This window comes from Microbacterium sp. Y547, from assembly GCF_057669785.1.
Genome location: NZ_JBYHFN010000005.1, coordinates 141,526 through 158,440 on the forward strand (window position 1 = coordinate 141,526; position 16,915 = coordinate 158,440).

Genomic DNA, 16,915 nt, shown 5'->3' on the forward strand with positions numbered 1-16,915 from the left:
GATCCAGAGACGAGAGGAACGACGACGTGACCGATATCGAGTACCGCACCGAGCACGACACCATGGGAGAAGTCCGGGTGCCCAAGGACGCCCTCTACGGCGCACAGACGCAGCGTGCCGTCGAGAACTTCCCCATCTCCGGAGACCGTCTCGAGCCGGCCCAGATCGCCGCCCTCGCGCTCATCAAGAAGTCCGCCGCGCTCGCCAACGCTGAGCTCGGCACGCTCGACGCCGACATCGCCGACGCCATCGCGCGCGCGGCCGACCGCGTCATCGCGGGCGAGTTCGCCGACCAGTTCCCCATCGACGTGTACCAGACCGGTAGCGGCACCTCGTCGAACATGAACATGAACGAGGTGCTCGCCAAGCTCGCCTCGCTCGACCTCGGGCAGCCCGTACACCCCAACGATCACGTCAACGCGTCGCAGTCGTCGAACGATGTCTTCCCGACGTCCGTGCACATCGCCGTGACGCAGGAGATCATCGACGACCTCATCCCGGGCCTGGACCACCTCGCGGTCGCGCTCGAAGCAAAGGCCGAAGCCTGGGCGAGCGTCGTGAAGTCGGGCCGCACGCACCTCATGGACGCCACCCCCGTCACGCTCGGCCAGGAGTTCGGCGGCTACGCGCGCCAGATCCGCCTCGGCATCGAGCGCGTGCAGGCCGTCCTCCCCCACGTCGCCGAGGTCCCCCTCGGGGGCACCGCCGTGGGCACCGGCATCAACACGCCGCTCGGGTTCCCGCAGAAGGTGCTCGAACTCATCGTGAACGACACCGAGCTGCCGATCACCGAGGCGAAGGACCACTTCGAGGCCCAGGCGAACCGCGACGCTCTCGTCGAGGCATCCGGTGCCCTGCGCACCGTCGCCGTCTCGCTCACGAAGATCAACAACGATATCCGCTGGATGGGCTCCGGCCCCAACACGGGTCTCGGAGAACTGCACATCCCCGACCTTCAGCCGGGCTCCTCGATCATGCCGGGCAAGGTCAACCCCGTCATCCCCGAGGCCGTGCTCATGGTGTGCGCCCGCGTCATCGGCAACGACGCGACGATCGCGTGGGCCGGCGCGTCCGGATCGTTCGAACTCAACGTCGCGATCCCCGTCATGGGCTCGGCGCTGCTCGAGTCGATCAGCCTGCTCGCGAATGCCTCACGCCTGCTCGCCGACAAGACGATCGACGGGCTCACGGCCAACGTCGACCGCGCGGCTGCCTTCGCCGGCATGTCGCCGTCGATCGTGACCCCCCTCAACAAGCTCATCGGGTACGAAGCGGCGGCGAAGATCGCGAAGCACTCGGTCGCCAACGGCATCACGGTGCGCGAGGCCGTCCTCGACCTCGGCTACGTCGAGCGCGGCGAGCTGACCATCGAGCAGCTCGACGAGAAGCTCGACCTGCTGTCGATGACGCACCCGGGCTGATCGAAGCCGAAGCACCACGCGGGGCCACGGGGGTCCATAATCAGGGAGTGGCCCGAACACCACGCCCGATCTCGGCGCGCGTCCGCATTCTCGGCGCGGTGCTTGCCGTGGCCTGCGTCGGACTCACGATCGTCGGTGGTGTGACCTTCCTGATGCAGCGCGACTGGGTGGTCACCGAGATCAACGAGCGCCTGGAAGCTCAGGTGGCGCGTCTGCAGACGGTCGCCGACGCCCCTCTGTCCTCGCCCCCCGGCGACGGGCAGACCCAGACGGCGGTCGAGGACGTCCCCGTCACCGACTTTCCGTCCGTCGACGCGTACCTCGAGGCGGTCGTCGCGCGGCTCGTCCCCGCGCGCAACGAGGCCTCGATCGCGATCGTCGACGGCGTTCCGCGATTCGTTCCCTCGACGCTGTCGGGCTTCGACATCTCGGACGACCAGGACTTCGTCGATCGCGTCGTCTCGGAAACGGCGTCCGGGCAGACAGTGCGCGGTACCGCAGTGACCTCGCACGGGCCGTTGAGCTACATCGCGATCCCGATCCGTATGGACGGCGATCCGCAGGAAGGCGTGTACGTGCGCGCCGTCGACCTGGAGGCGGAGCTCGAGCCGGTGACCGCCGCGATGGCGACGTACGGCGTCGCGACGCTCATCGTGCTCATCGCGATGGGGGTCGTCGGCTGGTTCGTGACGGGGCGCCTGCTCTCGCCGATCCGGCACCTGCGCGAAACGGCCGACACCATCACCCTGGACGACCTGTCGCCGCGCCTTCCCGCCGTCGGCAACGACGAGATCGCCGACATGTCCCGCACCGTCAACTCGATGCTGGACCGCCTCGAAGGTTCAGTCGATGTGCAGCGCCGACTCCTGGATGACGTGCGGCACGAGCTGAAGACGCCGATCACGATCGTGCGGGGACACCTCGAACTCATGAACCCCCGGGATGCCGCCGATGTGACCAGCGCCCGAGATCTCGGCATCGCCGAGCTTGACCGCATGACCCGACTCGTCGAGGACATCGATCTGCTCGCGAGCGTCGAGGGGGGCTCGTTCACCCTCACCCGTATCGATCTCGCTGCACTCACCGAGCGCGTCGGCGAGCTCGTCTCGGTCATCCCGGGTCACACGTGGCGTGTCGAGCATGTCGCGCGCGGCCGCCTGCTGGGCGACGACGACCGTCTGTTGCAGGCGTGGCTGCAGTTGGCCGACAACGCCGCCAAGTACACCACCGAAGGGTCGGTCATCGAGATCGGCAGCGCGAAGGACTCCTCCGGCATCCGACTGTGGGTGCGCGACCACGGTGCCGGGATCCCGCCGGCGGCGCGGCATCGCATCTTCCGCCGCTTCGACCGCGCACACGGCAAGCGCAGCGTCGGCGGGTCGGGTCTGGGCCTGGCGATCGTCGACGCCATCGCCAAGGCGCACAACGGTCACTGCGCCGTGACCGATACCCCCGGCGGGGGTGCGACCTTCACGATCCATCTCCCCCTTCCCGTCGCAACGACGGAGTTCCCCGCACCCGTCCGCGCCGGTGACGTCGTGCTTCAGCGAGAGGCATCGGGATGACGACGATTCTGATCATCGAAGATGAACCCCACATCGCGGCGTTCATCGCACGCGGGCTCGAGACCGCCGGCTACGACACGATCCAGATCGAAGACGGCGCCGAGGGGCTCCAGGCAGCGCTCAGCGGTGCCGCCGACCTCGTCCTGCTCGACATCGGGCTCCCCACGATGGACGGCTTCGAAGTGCTGCGCGAGCTGCGGGCCGGCAACACGGCGCTTCCGGTCATCATGCTGACGGCCCGATCGAGTACGCGGGACACGGTCGAGGGACTGGACGCCGGTGCCAACGACTACGTCGCCAAGCCCTTCACATTCGACGAACTTCTCGCACGTGTGCGCTCACGGCTACGTGAATCCACGCAGGCCGGCGGTGTGCTGATCAGCCGCGGCGACATCGTGCTCGATGTGCTGGCACGCCGAGTGACCGTCGCGGGCGTTCCCGTCGAGCTGTCGGCGCGCGAATTCACCCTTGCCGAGCAGTTCCTTCGCCACGCGGGCAGCGTCCTCAGCCGCGAACAGCTGCTGAGCACCGTGTGGGGCCTCGATTTCGACCCCGGTTCGAACGTCGTCGATGTCTATGTGCGCTACCTGCGCGGCAAGCTGGGGGCGCATCACATCGTCACGGTGCGCGGCGAAGGCTATCGCTGGGAATAGTCCCACGCGAGAGAAGCCCCCGACGTTGGGGGACGTCGGGGGCTGGAAGACCGGTCTGGGGGAGGCCGGTCGCACATCAATCGCGTGAGTCTGGGGAACCTTGCGATCGATCTCTCTTCGAGCCGTCCCCGTGCAGGGGTGTCCCGGGGACGGACGATCTCACCGCCGGAGCGGAAGTCTCAAGGGGCGCCGGCGCCTCGCCGCGCAGGCCGAAGCGGGGGTGGTCGTGGGTGTCGACGCTCTCACGGTTGTCGCGATCGGGGCGCTCGGCGGGGCTCGACGGACCCGGCCCGACGACCGTGACGTCCGGTACGACCACGATGGGCGCGGGAGCAGGCACGACGACGGCGACCGGCGGTTCGGCGACGACCGGCGGCGTATGGACCACGGGCGGGGCGACCGGCGTCGCCGGCGGAGCCACGGCAGCGGGCGGCTCGGCGGCGGGAGGCGCCACGGGCGAGGGGACGTCTTCGCCGACGATCTCGGTGACGGGCGACACGTCGGCCGGTCCGGCGGCGGGCGCCGGCGTGACGGTCGCCTGCGGTGCTCGACTGATCTGGACCGTCGCGGTGTTGACGGGAGCCCCCGGCAACTCCGCGAAGATCGCGGCATTGCTCACGACCACGGTGGCGACGACGGCGGCACTCACCGCAAACGCGGTCGTACCTCCGATCGCGATCCGTGCGCGCGTGTCCACGAGAGCCGTCCCTTCGAGTCCGTGGAATTCACGGACCCTTCAATGGTGTCAGAGCCCACCCCCTGACCGTCCCTCTCGCGGGTGAGACTTTTCTCATACCGGCCGCCGATTCAGGCCAGTTCACCCGCCTCCAGCAGGTCGGTGACGAGCGCGGCGATCGCCGACCGCTCGGATCGCGTGAGCGTCACGTGCGCGAACAGGCCGTGTCCCTTGAGCGTTTCGATGACCGATGCCACCCCGTCGTGCCGTCCGACGCGCAGATTGTCGCGCTGTCCGACGTCGTGGGTGAGCACCACTCGGGAGTTCAGCCCGATGCGGCTCAGCACGGTCAGCAGCACGTTGCGCTCAAGGGACTGAGCCTCGTCGACGATGACGAACGCGTCGTGGAGCGAGCGGCCACGGATGTGCGTGAGCGGCAGCACCTCGAGCAGACCGCGCTCGATCACTTCGTCGAGGACATTGCTCGAGACGACCGATCCGAGGGTGTCGTAGACCGCCTGACCCCACGGGTTCATCTTCTCCTGCTGGTCTCCCGGCAGATACCCCAGCTCTTGCCCGCCCACGGCGAAGAGCGGTCGGAAGACGATGATCCGCTTCTGCTGCTGGCGCTCGAGAACGGCCTCGAGGCCCGCGCACAGCGCGAGCGCCGACTTGCCGGTCCCCGCGCGGCCACCGAGCGAGACGATGCCCACGTCAGGGTCCAACAGCAGGTCGATCGCAATGCGCTGCTCGGCCGAGCGGCCGTGCAGTCCGAACACCTCGCGGTCTCCCCGCACGAGCGAGAACGAGCCGTCGCCATGTGCCCGCCCGAGCGCCGACCCCCGCTCGGAGTGCACGATGAGACCGGTGTTGACGGGAAGACCCCGCACGTCGTCGCTCTCGGCGACCTCGCTCTCGTACAGGTCGCTCATCTCGTCGCCCGAGACATGGATGTCGGCGATGCCCGTCCATCCCGAGTCGACGGCCTGCTCGGCGAGGTACTCCTCGGCGCTCACGCCGAGCGAGGCGGCCTTGACGCGCATCGGCAGGTCCTTCGAGACGACCGTGACCTCGTGGCCGTCCTGCGCGAGGTGCATCGCGACCGCGAGGATGCGGGAGTCGTTGTCGCCCAGGCGCATGCCCTGCGGCAGCACCGAGGCATCGGTGTTCGACAGCTCGACACGCAGCGAACCGCCCTCGCCGACGGGTACGGGAAAGTCGAGTCGACCGTGCTCGACACGTAGCTCGTCGAGGTGGCGCAGGGCCTGGCGGGCGAAGTAGCCGATCTCGGGATCGTGGCGCTTGCCCTCGAGCTCGGTGATGATGACGACCGGGATCACGACGCTGTGCTCGGCGAATCGGAAGAACGCCCGCGGATCACTCAGCAGCACCGAGGTGTCCAAGACATAGGTGCGCAGCGTCTGATCGGCCTGGTCGAGGCCGGGCAGCTCCTGGTCGATCTGCTCGTGTGGTGCTCGTGTGGTGGTCACAACCCACTCCCCGCCCCCGGGTGGAGAACCCGGCAGTCACGAGTCGACCAGGTGTCACGAGTCGCGATCCAAGAGGCCGACCCGACCGGGCACGATGCCCGATGCGATGAACGTACGTCCGCCACATGACATCCGCTGCGTTCGACACGCCGAGGCGAGGCTAAGCGGCGGTGAACGTGCGTTCCCACACGCGCGCCGTCGCGAAGGCGGGGGCCGTCAGCTGCCGAATCGCCGATCGCGGTCTGCGTAGTCGCGGATCGCGCGCAGGAAGTCGACTTCGCGCAGATCCGGGCCCAGCGCCTCGACGAAGTAGAACTCGGAGTGCGCTGACTGCCACAGCAGGAAGTCGCTCAGTCGCTGCTCGCCCGAGGTGCGGATGACGAGGTCCGGGTCGGGCTGACCGCCCGTGTAAAGGTGTTCGCCGATCTGCTCGGGAGTCAGGCTCTCGGCGAGCTCGTCGAGTGATCCCCCCGACGTCGAGTGATCCGCGATGATGCTGCGCACGGCATCGACGATCTCGCCTCGCCCGCCGTATCCGACGGCGAGGTTGACGTGCAGACCCGTGTTGCCCTTCGTGCGCTCCTGCGCTTCCTCGAGCACGCAGGCGAGATCGGGCGGCAGCAGCTCGGACCGCCCGACATGCTGCACTCGCCAGTCGCGTTCGCGTGAGAGTCCGTCGGCGAGTTCGGCGATGATGTCGATGAGGTCGGACAGCTCACGCGAGTCGCGCTTGGCCAGGTTGTCGTTGGAGAGCAGGTACAGCGAGACGACCTCGACCCCGATGTCGTCGCACCAGCCGAGAAAGTCGCGCATCTTGGCCGCTCCGGCGCGATGTCCGTGAGCGGCCGAATCGTAGCCGAGCTGGCGGGCCCAACGCCGGTTGCCGTCGATCATCATGGCGACATGCCGCGGTACCGCCGCGTCATGGAGGCGGCGGCGGAGCCGGTTGATGTACAGCCGATAGAGGGGCCCTCTACCCTCGTTCGACGAAGCGCGCGCCACACCCCTACGCTACCGCGCGACGCCGCGCGGCATGTTTCCCGCGGCATACTCGGACGCGTAATCTGTGCGTGTGACCGACCGCCGCCGTGTTTCCGAAGAACCCGACGTTCCTGAGCTGCCCCTCATGGAGGCAGCGGACGTCGACGCCGCGACCCCCGAGATCCGCCCGACCTGGCGCGGCTGGATCCATGCCGCGACCTTTCCGATCGCGATCGTGGCGGGCATCGTGCTCATCGCTCTGGCGCAGGGCGGCCCGGCGAAATGGGCCTCGGCCGTCTTCATGCTCACGTCGATGCTGCTCTTCGGCAATTCCGCCCTGTACCACCGCATCGACTGGGGTCCGCGCACCAAGGCCATCCTGAAGCGGATCGACCACGCCAACATCCTGCTGCTCATCGCCGGCACGTACACCCCGATCGCGGTGCTTGCGCTCCCGACCGCCCAGGCCGTGACGCTGCTCTCGCTCGCCTGGGGCGGCGCGCTGCTGGGCATCCTGTTCCGGGTGTTCTGGATCGACGCGCCACGCTGGCTCTATGTCGCCCTCTACCTCGTGCTGGGCTGGGCGGCCGTCATGTACCTCGTGCCGCTGTTCGAGGCGAACCCGGCGATGATGATCCTCGTCGTCATCGGCGGTCTGCTCTACACGCTCGGCGCGGTCATCTACGCGCTCAAGCGGCCGAACCCGTGGCCCGGGCACTTCGGCTTCCACGAGATCTTCCACGTGTGCACCGTGCTGGCGTTCCTCTGCCACTGGACGGCGTGCCTGCTCATCGCTATGCAGCCGGCCTACCACGGCCCCTGATCCTCAGGCGCGCGGCGGTGCCTGCGAGTCGTCTGAACGTGAGCCGTCCCCCTGCCCGGCCGCATCGCGCGCCTCGGCCTCTTCGCGCAGTTCGTCGGCGATGTCAGCGCGCACGCGGCCTCGACGGATCCGGCGCAGCATGTCGAAGATGAGCAGGAAGACCGCGACGACGATGAGCACGATGACGGCGAAACCCAGTGGACCGGGAGTCACCAGCGACGGGTCGACCGTCATGCTCGGCGTCGGCTGGGGGGCTGCGGTCGCGAACGCGGCGATCACGGCGTGCATGGTGTCCTCGATCCGCGCAGAAAGCGCATAGCCTGGATGTCCCAGCCTAATCTTCTCGACAGGATCGCGATGACGACCCAGGACATGCTCGACCGGCGCTATGGTCGGCGCAGTCGTTCGGGTTCGCGTGCGCTCGTCATCATCGGGATCACACTTGCCGTCATCGCCGTGGGACTCTTCTCGTGGATGACGGTGGCTTCGTCCCTCGATGCGGTCGACGCCGACACGACGGGCTTCGATGTGGTCGATGAGCGCACCATCGTCATCGACTTCCAGTTCACCTCTCCCCCGGAGCGCAGCGTCGCGTGCGTCCTCGAGGCTCAGGACGAAGATCACGGCGTCGTGGGCTGGAAGGTCGTCGAGTACGAGGCGAGCGACCTGCACGGCCGCGCGTTCAGCGAGGTCGTTCCCACGACGGCGGGCGCGGTATCGGGGTTTGTCAACGACTGCTGGGTGACGTAGTCTGTTCCCGTTCACGCCCTGGCAACCGCCGGGGCGTTCGCCGTACCGCCCCCACAGCAAGGAGATCGACGTGTCCAGCGATGCCCAGGTGACCTTCCTCACCCAGGATGCCTACGACCGTCTCGCCGACGAGCTCGAGCGTCTTTCGACGACCGGCCGCGAGGAGATCGCCAAGCGGATCGAAGCCGCCCGCGAAGAGGGCGACCTCAAAGAGAACGGCGGCTACCACGCCGCCAAGGACGAACAGGGCAAGCAGGAGGCCCGCATCCGCACGCTGCAGCAGCTGCTGAAGGATGCGACCGTCGGCGAAGCACCCGAGAGCACGGGCGTCGTCGAGTCCGGCACGGTGGTCACCGCCATCGTCGCGGGCGGCGAAGAGGTCTTCCTGCTGGGCAACCGCGAGATCGCGGTCGGCTCCGAGCTCGACGTCTACAGCGAAGCCTCGCCTCTCGGCTCGGCCATCCTCGGCCTCGCCGAGGGCGAGAAGACCTCGTACACCGCACCGAACGGCCGCGAGATCGCGGTCGAGGTCGTCAAGGTGGAGACCTACGCGGGGCAGTGACCCTCGCGCGGGCCCGGCGACAGCTCAGCCGCGGACGATGACGGGCTCGAAGCCCGCCTCTTCGAGCACGGCGATGACGTCGGCGCGGTGCTCTTCGCCGCGCGTCTCGATGCTCAGCTGCAGAATCACCTCGCTGATCTGCAGACCCTGACCGTGCCGCGTGTGCAGCACCTCGATCACGTTCGCCCCAGCGCGCGAGACCAGCTCAGACACACGCGCGAGCTGCCCCGGGCGATCCGGCAGCGGGATCCGCAGTGACGTGTACCGGTCGGATGCCGCAAGTCCGTGCGCGACGACGCGCTGCAGCAGCAGCGGGTCGATGTTGCCGCCAGAGAGCACACTGACGGTCGTGCCCGTCGGTTGCAGCTTGCCCGCGAGCATCGCGGCCACACCGACGGCGCCGGCGGGTTCGACGACCTGCTTCGCACGCTCGAGCAGGACGAGCAGCGCCCGGGCGATGTCGTCTTCGGAGACGGTGACGACTTCGTCGACGACTTCGCGGATGATCTCGAATGTCAGATCGCCGGGGCGGGCCACGGCGATGCCGTCGGCGATCGTGGGGCGCGTGGCGACCGCGACCGGGTGACCGGCGGCGAGCGAGGCGGGGAAGGCTGCGGAGTTCTCGGCCTGCACGCCGACGATGCGGATCGAGCGCCCCACGGCCGCGGCACGCGCTTTGAGGGCGGCTCCGACCCCCGCGATCAGTCCGCCTCCGCCGATGCCGAGCACGACCGTGTCGATGTCGGGCAGCTGGTTCCACAGCTCGATGCCGAGCGTCCCCTGCCCCGCGATGATGTCGGGGTGGTCGAAGGGATGGATGAGCACGGCGCCCGTGCGCTCGGCGAACTCGGCGGCGAGGCGCAGAGGCGTCTCGACGGTCTCACCTTCGAGCACGACGTCGGCTCCGTACCCGCGCGTCGCGAGGAGTTTGGGCACGGGCACACCGAGGGGCATGAAGATCGTCGCGGGGATCCCGAGCTCCTGCGCCGCGAGGGCGACCCCCTGGGCGTGGTTTCCCGCCGAGGCGGCGACGACACCACGCGCGCGCTCGTCGGCGGTGAGGCGCGAGAGTCGGTAGGTCGCCCCACGGATCTTGAACGAGCCCGTGCGCTGCAGGTTCTCGAGCTTGAGGTGCACGGGCACACCGAGCAGCTCGGACAGGTACTGCGAGGCATCCACCGGGGTCGGTGAGATCACGCCGGCCAGCGACGCCGCGGCATCCTCGAAGGCGGCCAGCGGCGGCACGGCCGACCGGATCTGAGATGTGCTCACGCGCTTGTCCTCCTGGGACGTGGGACGGTCGTCCAGATGAAGTCGCCGGTGGGTGGCGCGCCGGTCTCCCACGCCCGCCTGCTGAGATACACCGTCACGACGTTGGCGAATGCGGCCAGCGGTACGGCAAAGAGCGCACCCGGGATGCCGGCGATCATGGCGCCACCCGCGACGACGATGACGATCGCGAGCGGATGCACCTTGACGGCGTGGCCCATCAGCAGCGGCTGCAGGACGTGACCCTCGAGCTGCTGCACGCCGAGGACGACAACGAGCATCCACAGCGCGATCCACGGGCCGTTGTATACGAGGGCGAGGAACACCGCGACGGCGCCCGTCAGCACGGCACCGACGATCGGAACGAACGCACCGAGGAACACGAGGACGGCGATGGGGATGGCCAGCGGCACGCCCAGCAGGAACGCGCCCAGCCCGATTCCGACGGCGTCGATCGTCGCGACGAGCATCTGCGTGCGGGCGTAATTGACCACCGTGACCCAACCGGCCTTCGCAGCTCCGTCTACGGCAGGGCGCGCCCGCCGCGGGAAGAGCCGTGTCGCCCACTTCCAGATCCCCGCGCCGTCGGCGAGAAGGCACAGCAGGATGAAGACGGACAGCAGCGCCCCGGCCGCGACGTGACCGAGCGTTGTTCCGATCGCGAGTGCACCCGACCACAGCAGCTGACCCTGCTCCTGCATGAGCTGGCTGCCCTGCGCGAGCAGGTCGTCGATCTGCTGCTCCGTGAGGTGCAGCGGGCCGTCGACGAGGTACTGGCGGAACTCGACGACCGCGTCGACGGTGCGTGCCTGCACCGATGCCAGCTCCTTGCTGATCTGCCACCCGACGAGCCAGAGCAGGCCCGACACGACCGCGAGCGTGCCCACGACCGAGATGACGATCGCGATCCATTTCGGAACGCCTCGGCGCAGCATCCATGAGAAGGCCGGCCACAGCAGGGCCGTCACGAGGATCGCGATGAGAAGAGGGATGACCAGCAGCTTGAGCTGGATGATGAGCCAGATCGCGACCCCGACGGCCGCGGCGATGACGAGCAGCCGCCACGAGTACGCGGTCGCGATGCTGAGGCCGGGCGGCACGGTGCGGCTCGCCTCTGTCGTGACGACGCGCCTGCGATCCCGCAGGGCGTCGAACAGCGAGCCGCGCGGCGGGGGTTCGTCCCGCCCTGACTCGGTGCTGCTCATCCATCAAGTCTACGACCGGCGCATTCCGCAGTCATGATGCTCGCACGCGGTGTCGGGAGCGGTCATTAGGCTGACGCCCGTGAAGTCCTCGCTCAGTCGTGCCGAGGCCCGCCGCATCGCCGTCGCCGCGCAGGGCTTCGCCCGCCCGTATCCCGATGACGTGGGCACGCGGCAGCTCAATCTCGCCCTCGGTCGCATGGCGACGCTGCAAATCGACTCGGTCAACGTGTTCGCGCGGTCCCATTACATGCCGCTGTTCTCGCGTCTCGGGCCGTACGACCCCGCACTTCTGGATCGACTCCTCTTCGCTCAGCGCCCGCCCTACCTCGAGTACTGGGCGCACGTCGCGGCGTTCATCCCGGCGACCGACTGGCCGCTGTTCCGGTTCCGCATGGATGCGCTGCGCGCGAAGTACGGCACAGGTCCCGATACGTGGTTTCAGGCACATCGCCCGGTCGTGGACTGGGTGCGCGCCGAGCTCGCTGAACGCGGCCCGCTCCGACGGGCGCAGATCGAGTACGACACGCAGCGCGGCGCGCGCGGTGAGTGGTGGGACTGGGATGCCGTCAAGCGCGCGCTCGAGCAGCTGTGGCTCTTCGGCGAGGTCGCGATCGCCGGCCGCCGCGGCTTCGAGCGCCGCTACGCTCTCGCCGCGGATGTCGTGCCTGCTGCGTCCCTCGGTGCGCGCGTGCCGCGGGAAGACGCCATCCGCGAGCTCGTGCGGCGCGCGGCGCGCGCCTACGGCGTCGCCACGGCGGCCGATCTCGCCGACTACTGGCGGATCACCGACCGCGCCGCGCTGCGGGCTGCCCTCCATGATCTCGTCGAATCGCGTGAGCTGCAGCCCGTCACGGTCGAGGGGTGGACGACGGGCGGCAGACCCACGCCGGCCTGGGTGCACACGGATGCCCGCCTCCCCCGGAGCATCGAGGCGAACACGATCCTGACCCCGTTCGATCCCCTCGTGTGGTTCCGCGACCGCACCCAGCGCCTGTTCGACGTCGAGTACCGGATCGAGATCTACACGCCGGCCGCCCGCCGCCGGTTCGGCTACTACTCCCTGCCGGTCCTGCAGGGTGACGACGTGGTGGGCCGCGTCGACCTCAAAGCCGACCGGGCGGCATCCCGTCTGCTCGTGCAGTCCGCGTGGTGGGAAGCAGGTCATCCCCCGGATGCCGCGGGGCATCTGGCTGACCGGTTGCAGGCCGCCTCCGCGTGGCAAGGGCTCGACACCCTGTCGATATCGGGGTGGGGCGATGCGGTCGACGATCTCGCGGCAGCGCTCCCCCGCGCCGGGCGTCACGATGCAGGTCCGCTCACCGCGGGTTAGCGTGGCACTGTGCAACGCCGTGTCATCGCAGGGGTGGTCGCCGGCGTCGCGGCGGTCGCGGTCGGCGCCGGCATCGCGGCGTGGGCGCTGACGCGTCCGCCGTCGGCCGATGACGCCGCCGAGCAGTACCTGCGCGCACTGTCCGACGGAGATTTCGCCGCGATCTCTCCCCTGCTGCCCGAGACGGCCGACGCGACGCGCCTCGAAACGGCGTTCGCGGGGGCGACAGGACACCTCAGCGACTACACCGTGAGGGTGACCGACGAGGGCGACACGGTCCACGCGCGGGCCGACGTGCAGCTCGGCGGTGCCGACGGCGTCGTCGTCTTCGAGCTTTCGCGCAGCAAGACGGGCTGGGTGCTCACGGCAGAGTCATTCGCGAGCCTCGAGGCCACGACGACCCTCGGCGACTCCGTCGTCATCGGCGACGCGCTCGAGCCCTCGGGTACACCGATCCCGCTACTCCCTGCTGTCTACCCCGTGTCGGCGGCGCCGACAGGGCTCCTCGACGCGCGTGTCGAGGCGGTCGTCACGGGCGAGCGCCCCGTCACGGTCGCGCTCGATCCGATCCTCACGCCGACAGCGACAGAGGTCGCCCAGCAGCAGCTCGACGCATACGCCGAGGCGTGCACCGCACCGGCGGCCACGGTTCCCGAGCGGTGCGGCCTGCGCGTGCCGTGGGCTGCGGATCTGCGTGTGCTCGAGCGCGTCGCCTTCCGCGTAGAAAAGCTCCCGACTCTTCAGATCGGCCCCGACGGCCGATCGTTCGAAGCGACCGGCGGCGCCATCGTCGCCACCGCGACCGGCACGACCAGAGCCGGCTCGGCGGCCTCGTTCACCTACCGTTCCGGTGCGTGGGCGCTACGTGGGACCGTCGACTTCGAGGGCGAACAGATGGTGCTGCGGGTCCACTGACCGCCTACCGAGACCGGCGCTGACACGACAAATGCCGCATATCTGCATCGACGAACGCGACATTGTGGCCGCGCATATCAGAGTGGACGCAGTTCAACAAGACTTATATCCGCACGCGCGCGACGCTATGCAAGGAGTATGACAACATCCCTACCCCTACCCGGAACAGCTCGGAGGCGTCGCGGCACAGTTGCCGCCACCGTCACCGTCGCAGCCCTCGCGGCTGCTCTGCTCAGCCCGACGGCGGCATCAGCGACAGCCGCTGACCCCGTCATCACGATCGAAGACGGCGTCACCCAGCCGGTCTTCGACTACGGCACGGCCGTGCGTGAGCGCGTCTTCATCCCCGTCGAAGGCGTCGACCAGGACAACGACGGCATCACCGATGTCACGTCCGTCGACATCATCCGCCCGGCCGCGGCCTCGCCGGAGATGAAGGTCCCCGCGATCATCGACCCGAGCCCGTACTACACGACACTCGGACGCGGCAACGAGTCCCAGCTGCTGACGGACGTCGACGGCGACGGCGTCGCCGATCTGTTCCCCCTGTTCTACGACAACTACTTCGTACCGCGCGGCTACGCCGTCATCCACGCGCAGATGAACGGCACCGGCTGGTCGACCGGGTGCCCCCACCACGGTGGTGCCGGTGACATCGAGAGCATGAAGGTCGTCGTCGACTGGCTCAACGGCCGTGTCCCCGCCTTCAACGCCGCCGGTGACGCCGTCGCTGCGACGTGGCACAACGGCAAGTCGAGCATGATCGGCAAGTCCTACGACGGCACGCTGGCCAACGGCGTCGCCGCAACCGGCGTCGACGGACTGTCCACGATCGTCCCGATCGACGCGATCAGCGACTGGTACCGCTACTCGCGCACAAACGGCATCCGCCACAACTCGAACTACCCGGCGAGCCTGTCGAACACCGTCACCAACCCCGACCGTCGCGCCCTGTGCGCCCCGTCGCGTGCCGTGTTCAACGACATCGACGGTGACGAGACGGGCGACATGAACCCGTTCTGGGACGAGCGGAACTACCTCAACGGCATCGACAACGTCAAGGCGTCGGTCTTCGCGATCCACGGCCTCAACGACGACAACGTGCGCATGAGCCAGTTCGGCGACTACTGGGAGGCCCTCAGCGAGCGCAACGTGCCGCGCAAGGTCTGGCTCCCCCGCCTCGGCCACATCGACCCGTTCGAGTTCAATCGTGAGGTGTGGGTCGACACGCTGCACCGCTGGTTCGACTACTGGCTGCACGGCATCGACAACGGCATCATGAACGAGCCGCAGTCCACCGTCGAGTTCGGTCCGTCCGAGTACGTCCACGAGGCATCGTGGCCGGCTCCCGGCACCGAGACCGTCGAGCTCAACCTCTCCGGTGCGACGCAGGGCGCTGCCGGTGCGCTGCGCATGGCCCCGGTCGCCGATGCATCGACCCTCTCGTTCCGCGGCGGCTCCAACGCGCCCGCTGAGAACACGTTCATCCAGAACCCGACCGCCGCCCAGGCCAACCGCGTCGTGCTGCTCTCCGAGCCGCTCACGCAGGACCTGCGTGTCTCGGGTACGCCCGTCGTCAAGCTCGACGCGTCGCTGAGCCAGGAGCAGTCGAACCTCGCTGCGCTGCTGGTCGACTACAGCACCGACGTGCGCACCCCGCGTTCGCCCGGTGATGGCATGCTGACCACAGACGTCCGCACCTGCTGGGGCGTTTCGAGCGCCACCGACAGCGCGTGCTACCTCGAGGCTGAGCGTCGCTCGGCATCGTCGGACTTCTGGCGCGTGTCGCGCGGCGTCCTGGACTCGTCGAACCGTGAGGGCATCGCCGAGGGCCAGGCATCGCCGGTCGTCCCCGGTCAGAAGTACGACTTCGACTGGAAGATGGAGCCGTACGACCACGTGTTCAAGGCAGGCTCGCGCATCGGCGTCATCCTGACGACGAACCTGTCGGGCTACCAGGCCGGCTCGCCGAACGCCACCGTAACCTTCGACGCTGCCACGTCTACGATCGCCCTGCCCATCGTGGGCGGCGCGAACGCGGCGGCCTCGGCCGGTCTGAACACCGTCGCCCTCGATGCAGCCGTCACGGCGCGCTGCCTCGCCGGCAAGGTGTACAACACGGTATCGGTCACGAACAACGACTCCGTCGCTGCGAACATCTCGGTCACGAGCCAGCACGGCAACAAGTCGTTCGTCTCCGTCCAGCCGGGCAAGACCGTCTCGGTCTCGCTCAACACCCGCACGGCAACGCTGACCGCGGGAGAGATCGGCATCGGCGGTAACGCTGACGGCCGCACCGACCGCACCAGCACGGTCACCTACGCCGCACACACCTGCGGCTGATCCATCACTGACGCCGGCCGCGGCATCCTGGTTTCGCCAGGGTGCCGCGGCCGTCGCCGTCGGTACCGGCGATTCCCCGTCGCACTCGGCACAGCCGGGCGGCGGGGTCTTGCCCGCATCGCGCCGGCCGGGTCGGAGTGCATTCGCGCTGACGGCACCGTCGCGGTGACACCGCGGCACTCGCCGGAGGCGCCGGGCCGGTGGCAGCACCCAGCACCCAGCACGCAACAGGCACACCGATAGCGCCCCTACCGGCACGTCCTCATCGCTGAGGGCCGGGTCACAGCAACGCGTCTGCCCCCGGCAGGGAGCAGACGCGCACGGTGGATCAGAACTGCACGCGGGGCGGCTCCGAGATCGCGGCGCCGTCGACGACCTCGAAGAACTCGCGCTCGTGGAATCCGAGGTTGCGTGCGAAGAGGTTGTTCGGGAACACCTTGATCTTGGTGTTCAGCTCGCGCACGCCGCCGTTGTAGAACCGGCGCGACGCCTGGATTTTGTCTTCCGTGTCGACGATCGACTGCTGCAGGTGCAGGAAGTTCTGGCTCGCCTGTAGCTGGGGGTAAGCCTCGGCGACGGCGAACAGCGACTTGAGCGCCTGCTGCATGTGCCCTTCGGCCACGCCCGTCTCAGCCGGCCCCGTCGCCGTGAGCGTCTCGGCGCGCGCCCTCGTGACGTTCTCGAACACGGCCTTCTCGTGCGCCGCATAGCCCTTCACCGCCTCGATGAGGTTGGGCAGGAGATCGGCACGCCGTTTCAGCTGCACGGTGATGTCGGCCCACGCCTCGTCGACGCGGACGTTCAACTGCACAAGCGAGTTGTACGTCGCCCAGAGGTAGACACCGGCGATGACGACGAGCGCCACGACGATGAGAACCGGAATGAGCCATTCCCACATAGCCACAAACTCCGTTCGAAAGATCACCTCATCC

General features: G+C 68.6%; 16 protein-coding genes. 9 read left to right on the top strand and 7 right to left on the bottom strand.

The features are described from left to right. The first annotated feature begins 26 nt into the window (after positions 1 to 26). From AC25Y0_RS09955 to AC25Y0_RS09965, 3 genes are read left to right on the top strand one after another with little or no spacing between them, the layout of a single operon-like run. A complete protein-coding gene (locus AC25Y0_RS09955; protein WP_488123911.1) occupies positions 27 to 1,421 on the top strand; it encodes a class II fumarate hydratase in 1,395 nt (464 codons plus the stop codon). 47 nt (positions 1,422 to 1,468) lie between these two features. After that, complete coding sequence (locus AC25Y0_RS09960; RefSeq protein ID WP_488123910.1) at positions 1,469 to 2,986, top strand: sensor histidine kinase; 1,518 nt, start codon at positions 1,469 to 1,471, stop codon at positions 2,984 to 2,986. Further along, on the top strand, positions 2,983 to 3,639 hold the full coding sequence (locus AC25Y0_RS09965; RefSeq protein WP_488123909.1) for a response regulator transcription factor: 657 nt from the start codon (positions 2,983 to 2,985) through the stop codon (positions 3,637 to 3,639). The genes AC25Y0_RS09960 and AC25Y0_RS09965 overlap by 4 nt, the downstream gene beginning before the upstream one ends. 76 nt (positions 3,640 to 3,715) lie before the next feature. Here the strand turns inward: AC25Y0_RS09965 and AC25Y0_RS09970 are convergent, their stop codons facing one another. From AC25Y0_RS09970 to AC25Y0_RS09980, 3 genes are all read right to left on the bottom strand, one after another. Next, positions 3,716 to 4,336, bottom strand: a complete 621-nt coding sequence (locus AC25Y0_RS09970) for a hypothetical protein (protein ID WP_488134577.1) — start codon at positions 4,334 to 4,336, stop codon at positions 3,716 to 3,718. A 110-nt stretch (positions 4,337 to 4,446) separates the two neighbouring features. Beyond that, positions 4,447 to 5,775, bottom strand: a complete 1,329-nt coding sequence (phoH2, locus tag AC25Y0_RS09975) for an RNA 5'-3' helicase PhoH2 (protein WP_488134645.1) — start codon at positions 5,773 to 5,775, stop codon at positions 4,447 to 4,449. 246 nt (positions 5,776 to 6,021) lie between these two features. Next, positions 6,022 to 6,807, bottom strand: a complete 786-nt coding sequence (locus tag AC25Y0_RS09980; RefSeq protein WP_488123907.1) for an isoprenyl transferase — start codon at positions 6,805 to 6,807, stop codon at positions 6,022 to 6,024. 124 nt (positions 6,808 to 6,931) lie between these two features. On the opposite strand from AC25Y0_RS09980, the gene trhA reads away from it, so the two are divergent. After that, positions 6,932 to 7,609 carry a PAQR family membrane homeostasis protein TrhA gene (gene trhA, locus AC25Y0_RS09985; RefSeq protein WP_488124043.1) on the top strand — a complete coding sequence of 226 codons (678 nt, stop codon included), beginning with the start codon at positions 6,932 to 6,934 and terminating at the stop codon, positions 7,607 to 7,609. A gap of 3 nt (positions 7,610 to 7,612) precedes the next feature. On the opposite strand, the gene AC25Y0_RS09990 is transcribed toward trhA, so the two are convergent. Continuing rightward, complete coding sequence (locus AC25Y0_RS09990) at positions 7,613 to 7,897, bottom strand: hypothetical protein (RefSeq protein WP_488134578.1); 285 nt, start codon at positions 7,895 to 7,897, stop codon at positions 7,613 to 7,615. 69 nt (positions 7,898 to 7,966) lie between these two features. On the opposite strand from AC25Y0_RS09990, the gene AC25Y0_RS09995 reads away from it, so the two are divergent. Both AC25Y0_RS09995 and greA read left to right on the top strand, forming a co-directional pair. Next, on the top strand, positions 7,967 to 8,359 hold the full coding sequence (locus AC25Y0_RS09995) for a DUF4307 domain-containing protein (RefSeq protein WP_488123905.1): 393 nt from the start codon (positions 7,967 to 7,969) through the stop codon (positions 8,357 to 8,359). Between the two features lie 70 nt (positions 8,360 to 8,429). Beyond that, positions 8,430 to 8,921, top strand: a complete 492-nt coding sequence (gene greA / locus AC25Y0_RS10000) for a transcription elongation factor GreA (RefSeq protein ID WP_488123904.1) — start codon at positions 8,430 to 8,432, stop codon at positions 8,919 to 8,921. Between the two features lie 24 nt (positions 8,922 to 8,945). Here greA and ilvA read toward each other — a convergent pair whose 3' ends face one another. Both ilvA and AC25Y0_RS10010 read right to left on the bottom strand, forming a co-directional pair. Beyond that, entirely contained in the window at positions 8,946 to 10,193 is a 1,248-nt protein-coding gene (gene ilvA, locus AC25Y0_RS10005; protein ID WP_488123903.1) for a threonine ammonia-lyase, read from the bottom strand. Then, entirely contained in the window at positions 10,190 to 11,395 is a 1,206-nt protein-coding gene (locus AC25Y0_RS10010; RefSeq protein ID WP_488123902.1) for an AI-2E family transporter, read from the bottom strand. Before AC25Y0_RS10010 ends, ilvA begins: the two co-directional genes overlap by 4 nt. 79 nt (positions 11,396 to 11,474) lie before the next feature. Here AC25Y0_RS10010 and AC25Y0_RS10015 point away from each other — a divergent pair, with 79 nt between their 5' ends. The 3 genes from AC25Y0_RS10015 (at position 11,475) to AC25Y0_RS10025 (ending at position 15,983) form a co-directional block, all read left to right on the top strand. Next, entirely contained in the window at positions 11,475 to 12,725 is a 1,251-nt protein-coding gene (locus AC25Y0_RS10015; protein WP_488123901.1) for a winged helix-turn-helix domain-containing protein, read from the top strand. 9 nt (positions 12,726 to 12,734) lie between these two features. Next, a complete protein-coding gene (locus tag AC25Y0_RS10020; RefSeq protein ID WP_488123900.1) occupies positions 12,735 to 13,640 on the top strand; it encodes a hypothetical protein in 906 nt (301 codons plus the stop codon). A gap of 138 nt (positions 13,641 to 13,778) precedes the next feature. Then, positions 13,779 to 15,983 (top strand): CocE/NonD family hydrolase, encoded by a 2,205-nt coding sequence (locus AC25Y0_RS10025; RefSeq protein ID WP_488123899.1) that lies wholly within the window; start codon positions 13,779 to 13,781, stop codon positions 15,981 to 15,983. A 328-nt stretch (positions 15,984 to 16,311) separates the two neighbouring features. Here AC25Y0_RS10025 and AC25Y0_RS10030 read toward each other — a convergent pair whose 3' ends face one another. Beyond that, a complete protein-coding gene (locus AC25Y0_RS10030; RefSeq protein WP_488134579.1) occupies positions 16,312 to 16,881 on the bottom strand; it encodes a LemA family protein in 570 nt (189 codons plus the stop codon). Positions 16,882 to 16,915 lie beyond the last annotated feature (34 nt).

Coding starts and splice junctions, on each gene's coding strand:
- AC25Y0_RS09965 (WP_488123909.1), top strand. CDS start 2,983: ATGACGACGATTCTGATCATCGAAGATGAACCCCACATCGCGGCGTTC.
- trhA (WP_488124043.1), top strand. CDS start 6,932: ATGGAGGCAGCGGACGTCGACGCCGCGACCCCCGAGATCCGCCCGACC.
- AC25Y0_RS09990 (WP_488134578.1), bottom strand. CDS start 7,897: ATGCACGCCGTGATCGCCGCGTTCGCGACCGCAGCCCCCCAGCCGACG.
- AC25Y0_RS09995 (WP_488123905.1), top strand. CDS start 7,967: ATGACGACCCAGGACATGCTCGACCGGCGCTATGGTCGGCGCAGTCGT.
- AC25Y0_RS10010 (WP_488123902.1), bottom strand. CDS start 11,395: ATGAGCAGCACCGAGTCAGGGCGGGACGAACCCCCGCCGCGCGGCTCG.
- AC25Y0_RS10025 (WP_488123899.1), top strand. CDS start 13,779: ATGACAACATCCCTACCCCTACCCGGAACAGCTCGGAGGCGTCGCGGC.
- AC25Y0_RS10030 (WP_488134579.1), bottom strand. CDS start 16,881: ATGTGGGAATGGCTCATTCCGGTTCTCATCGTCGTGGCGCTCGTCGTC.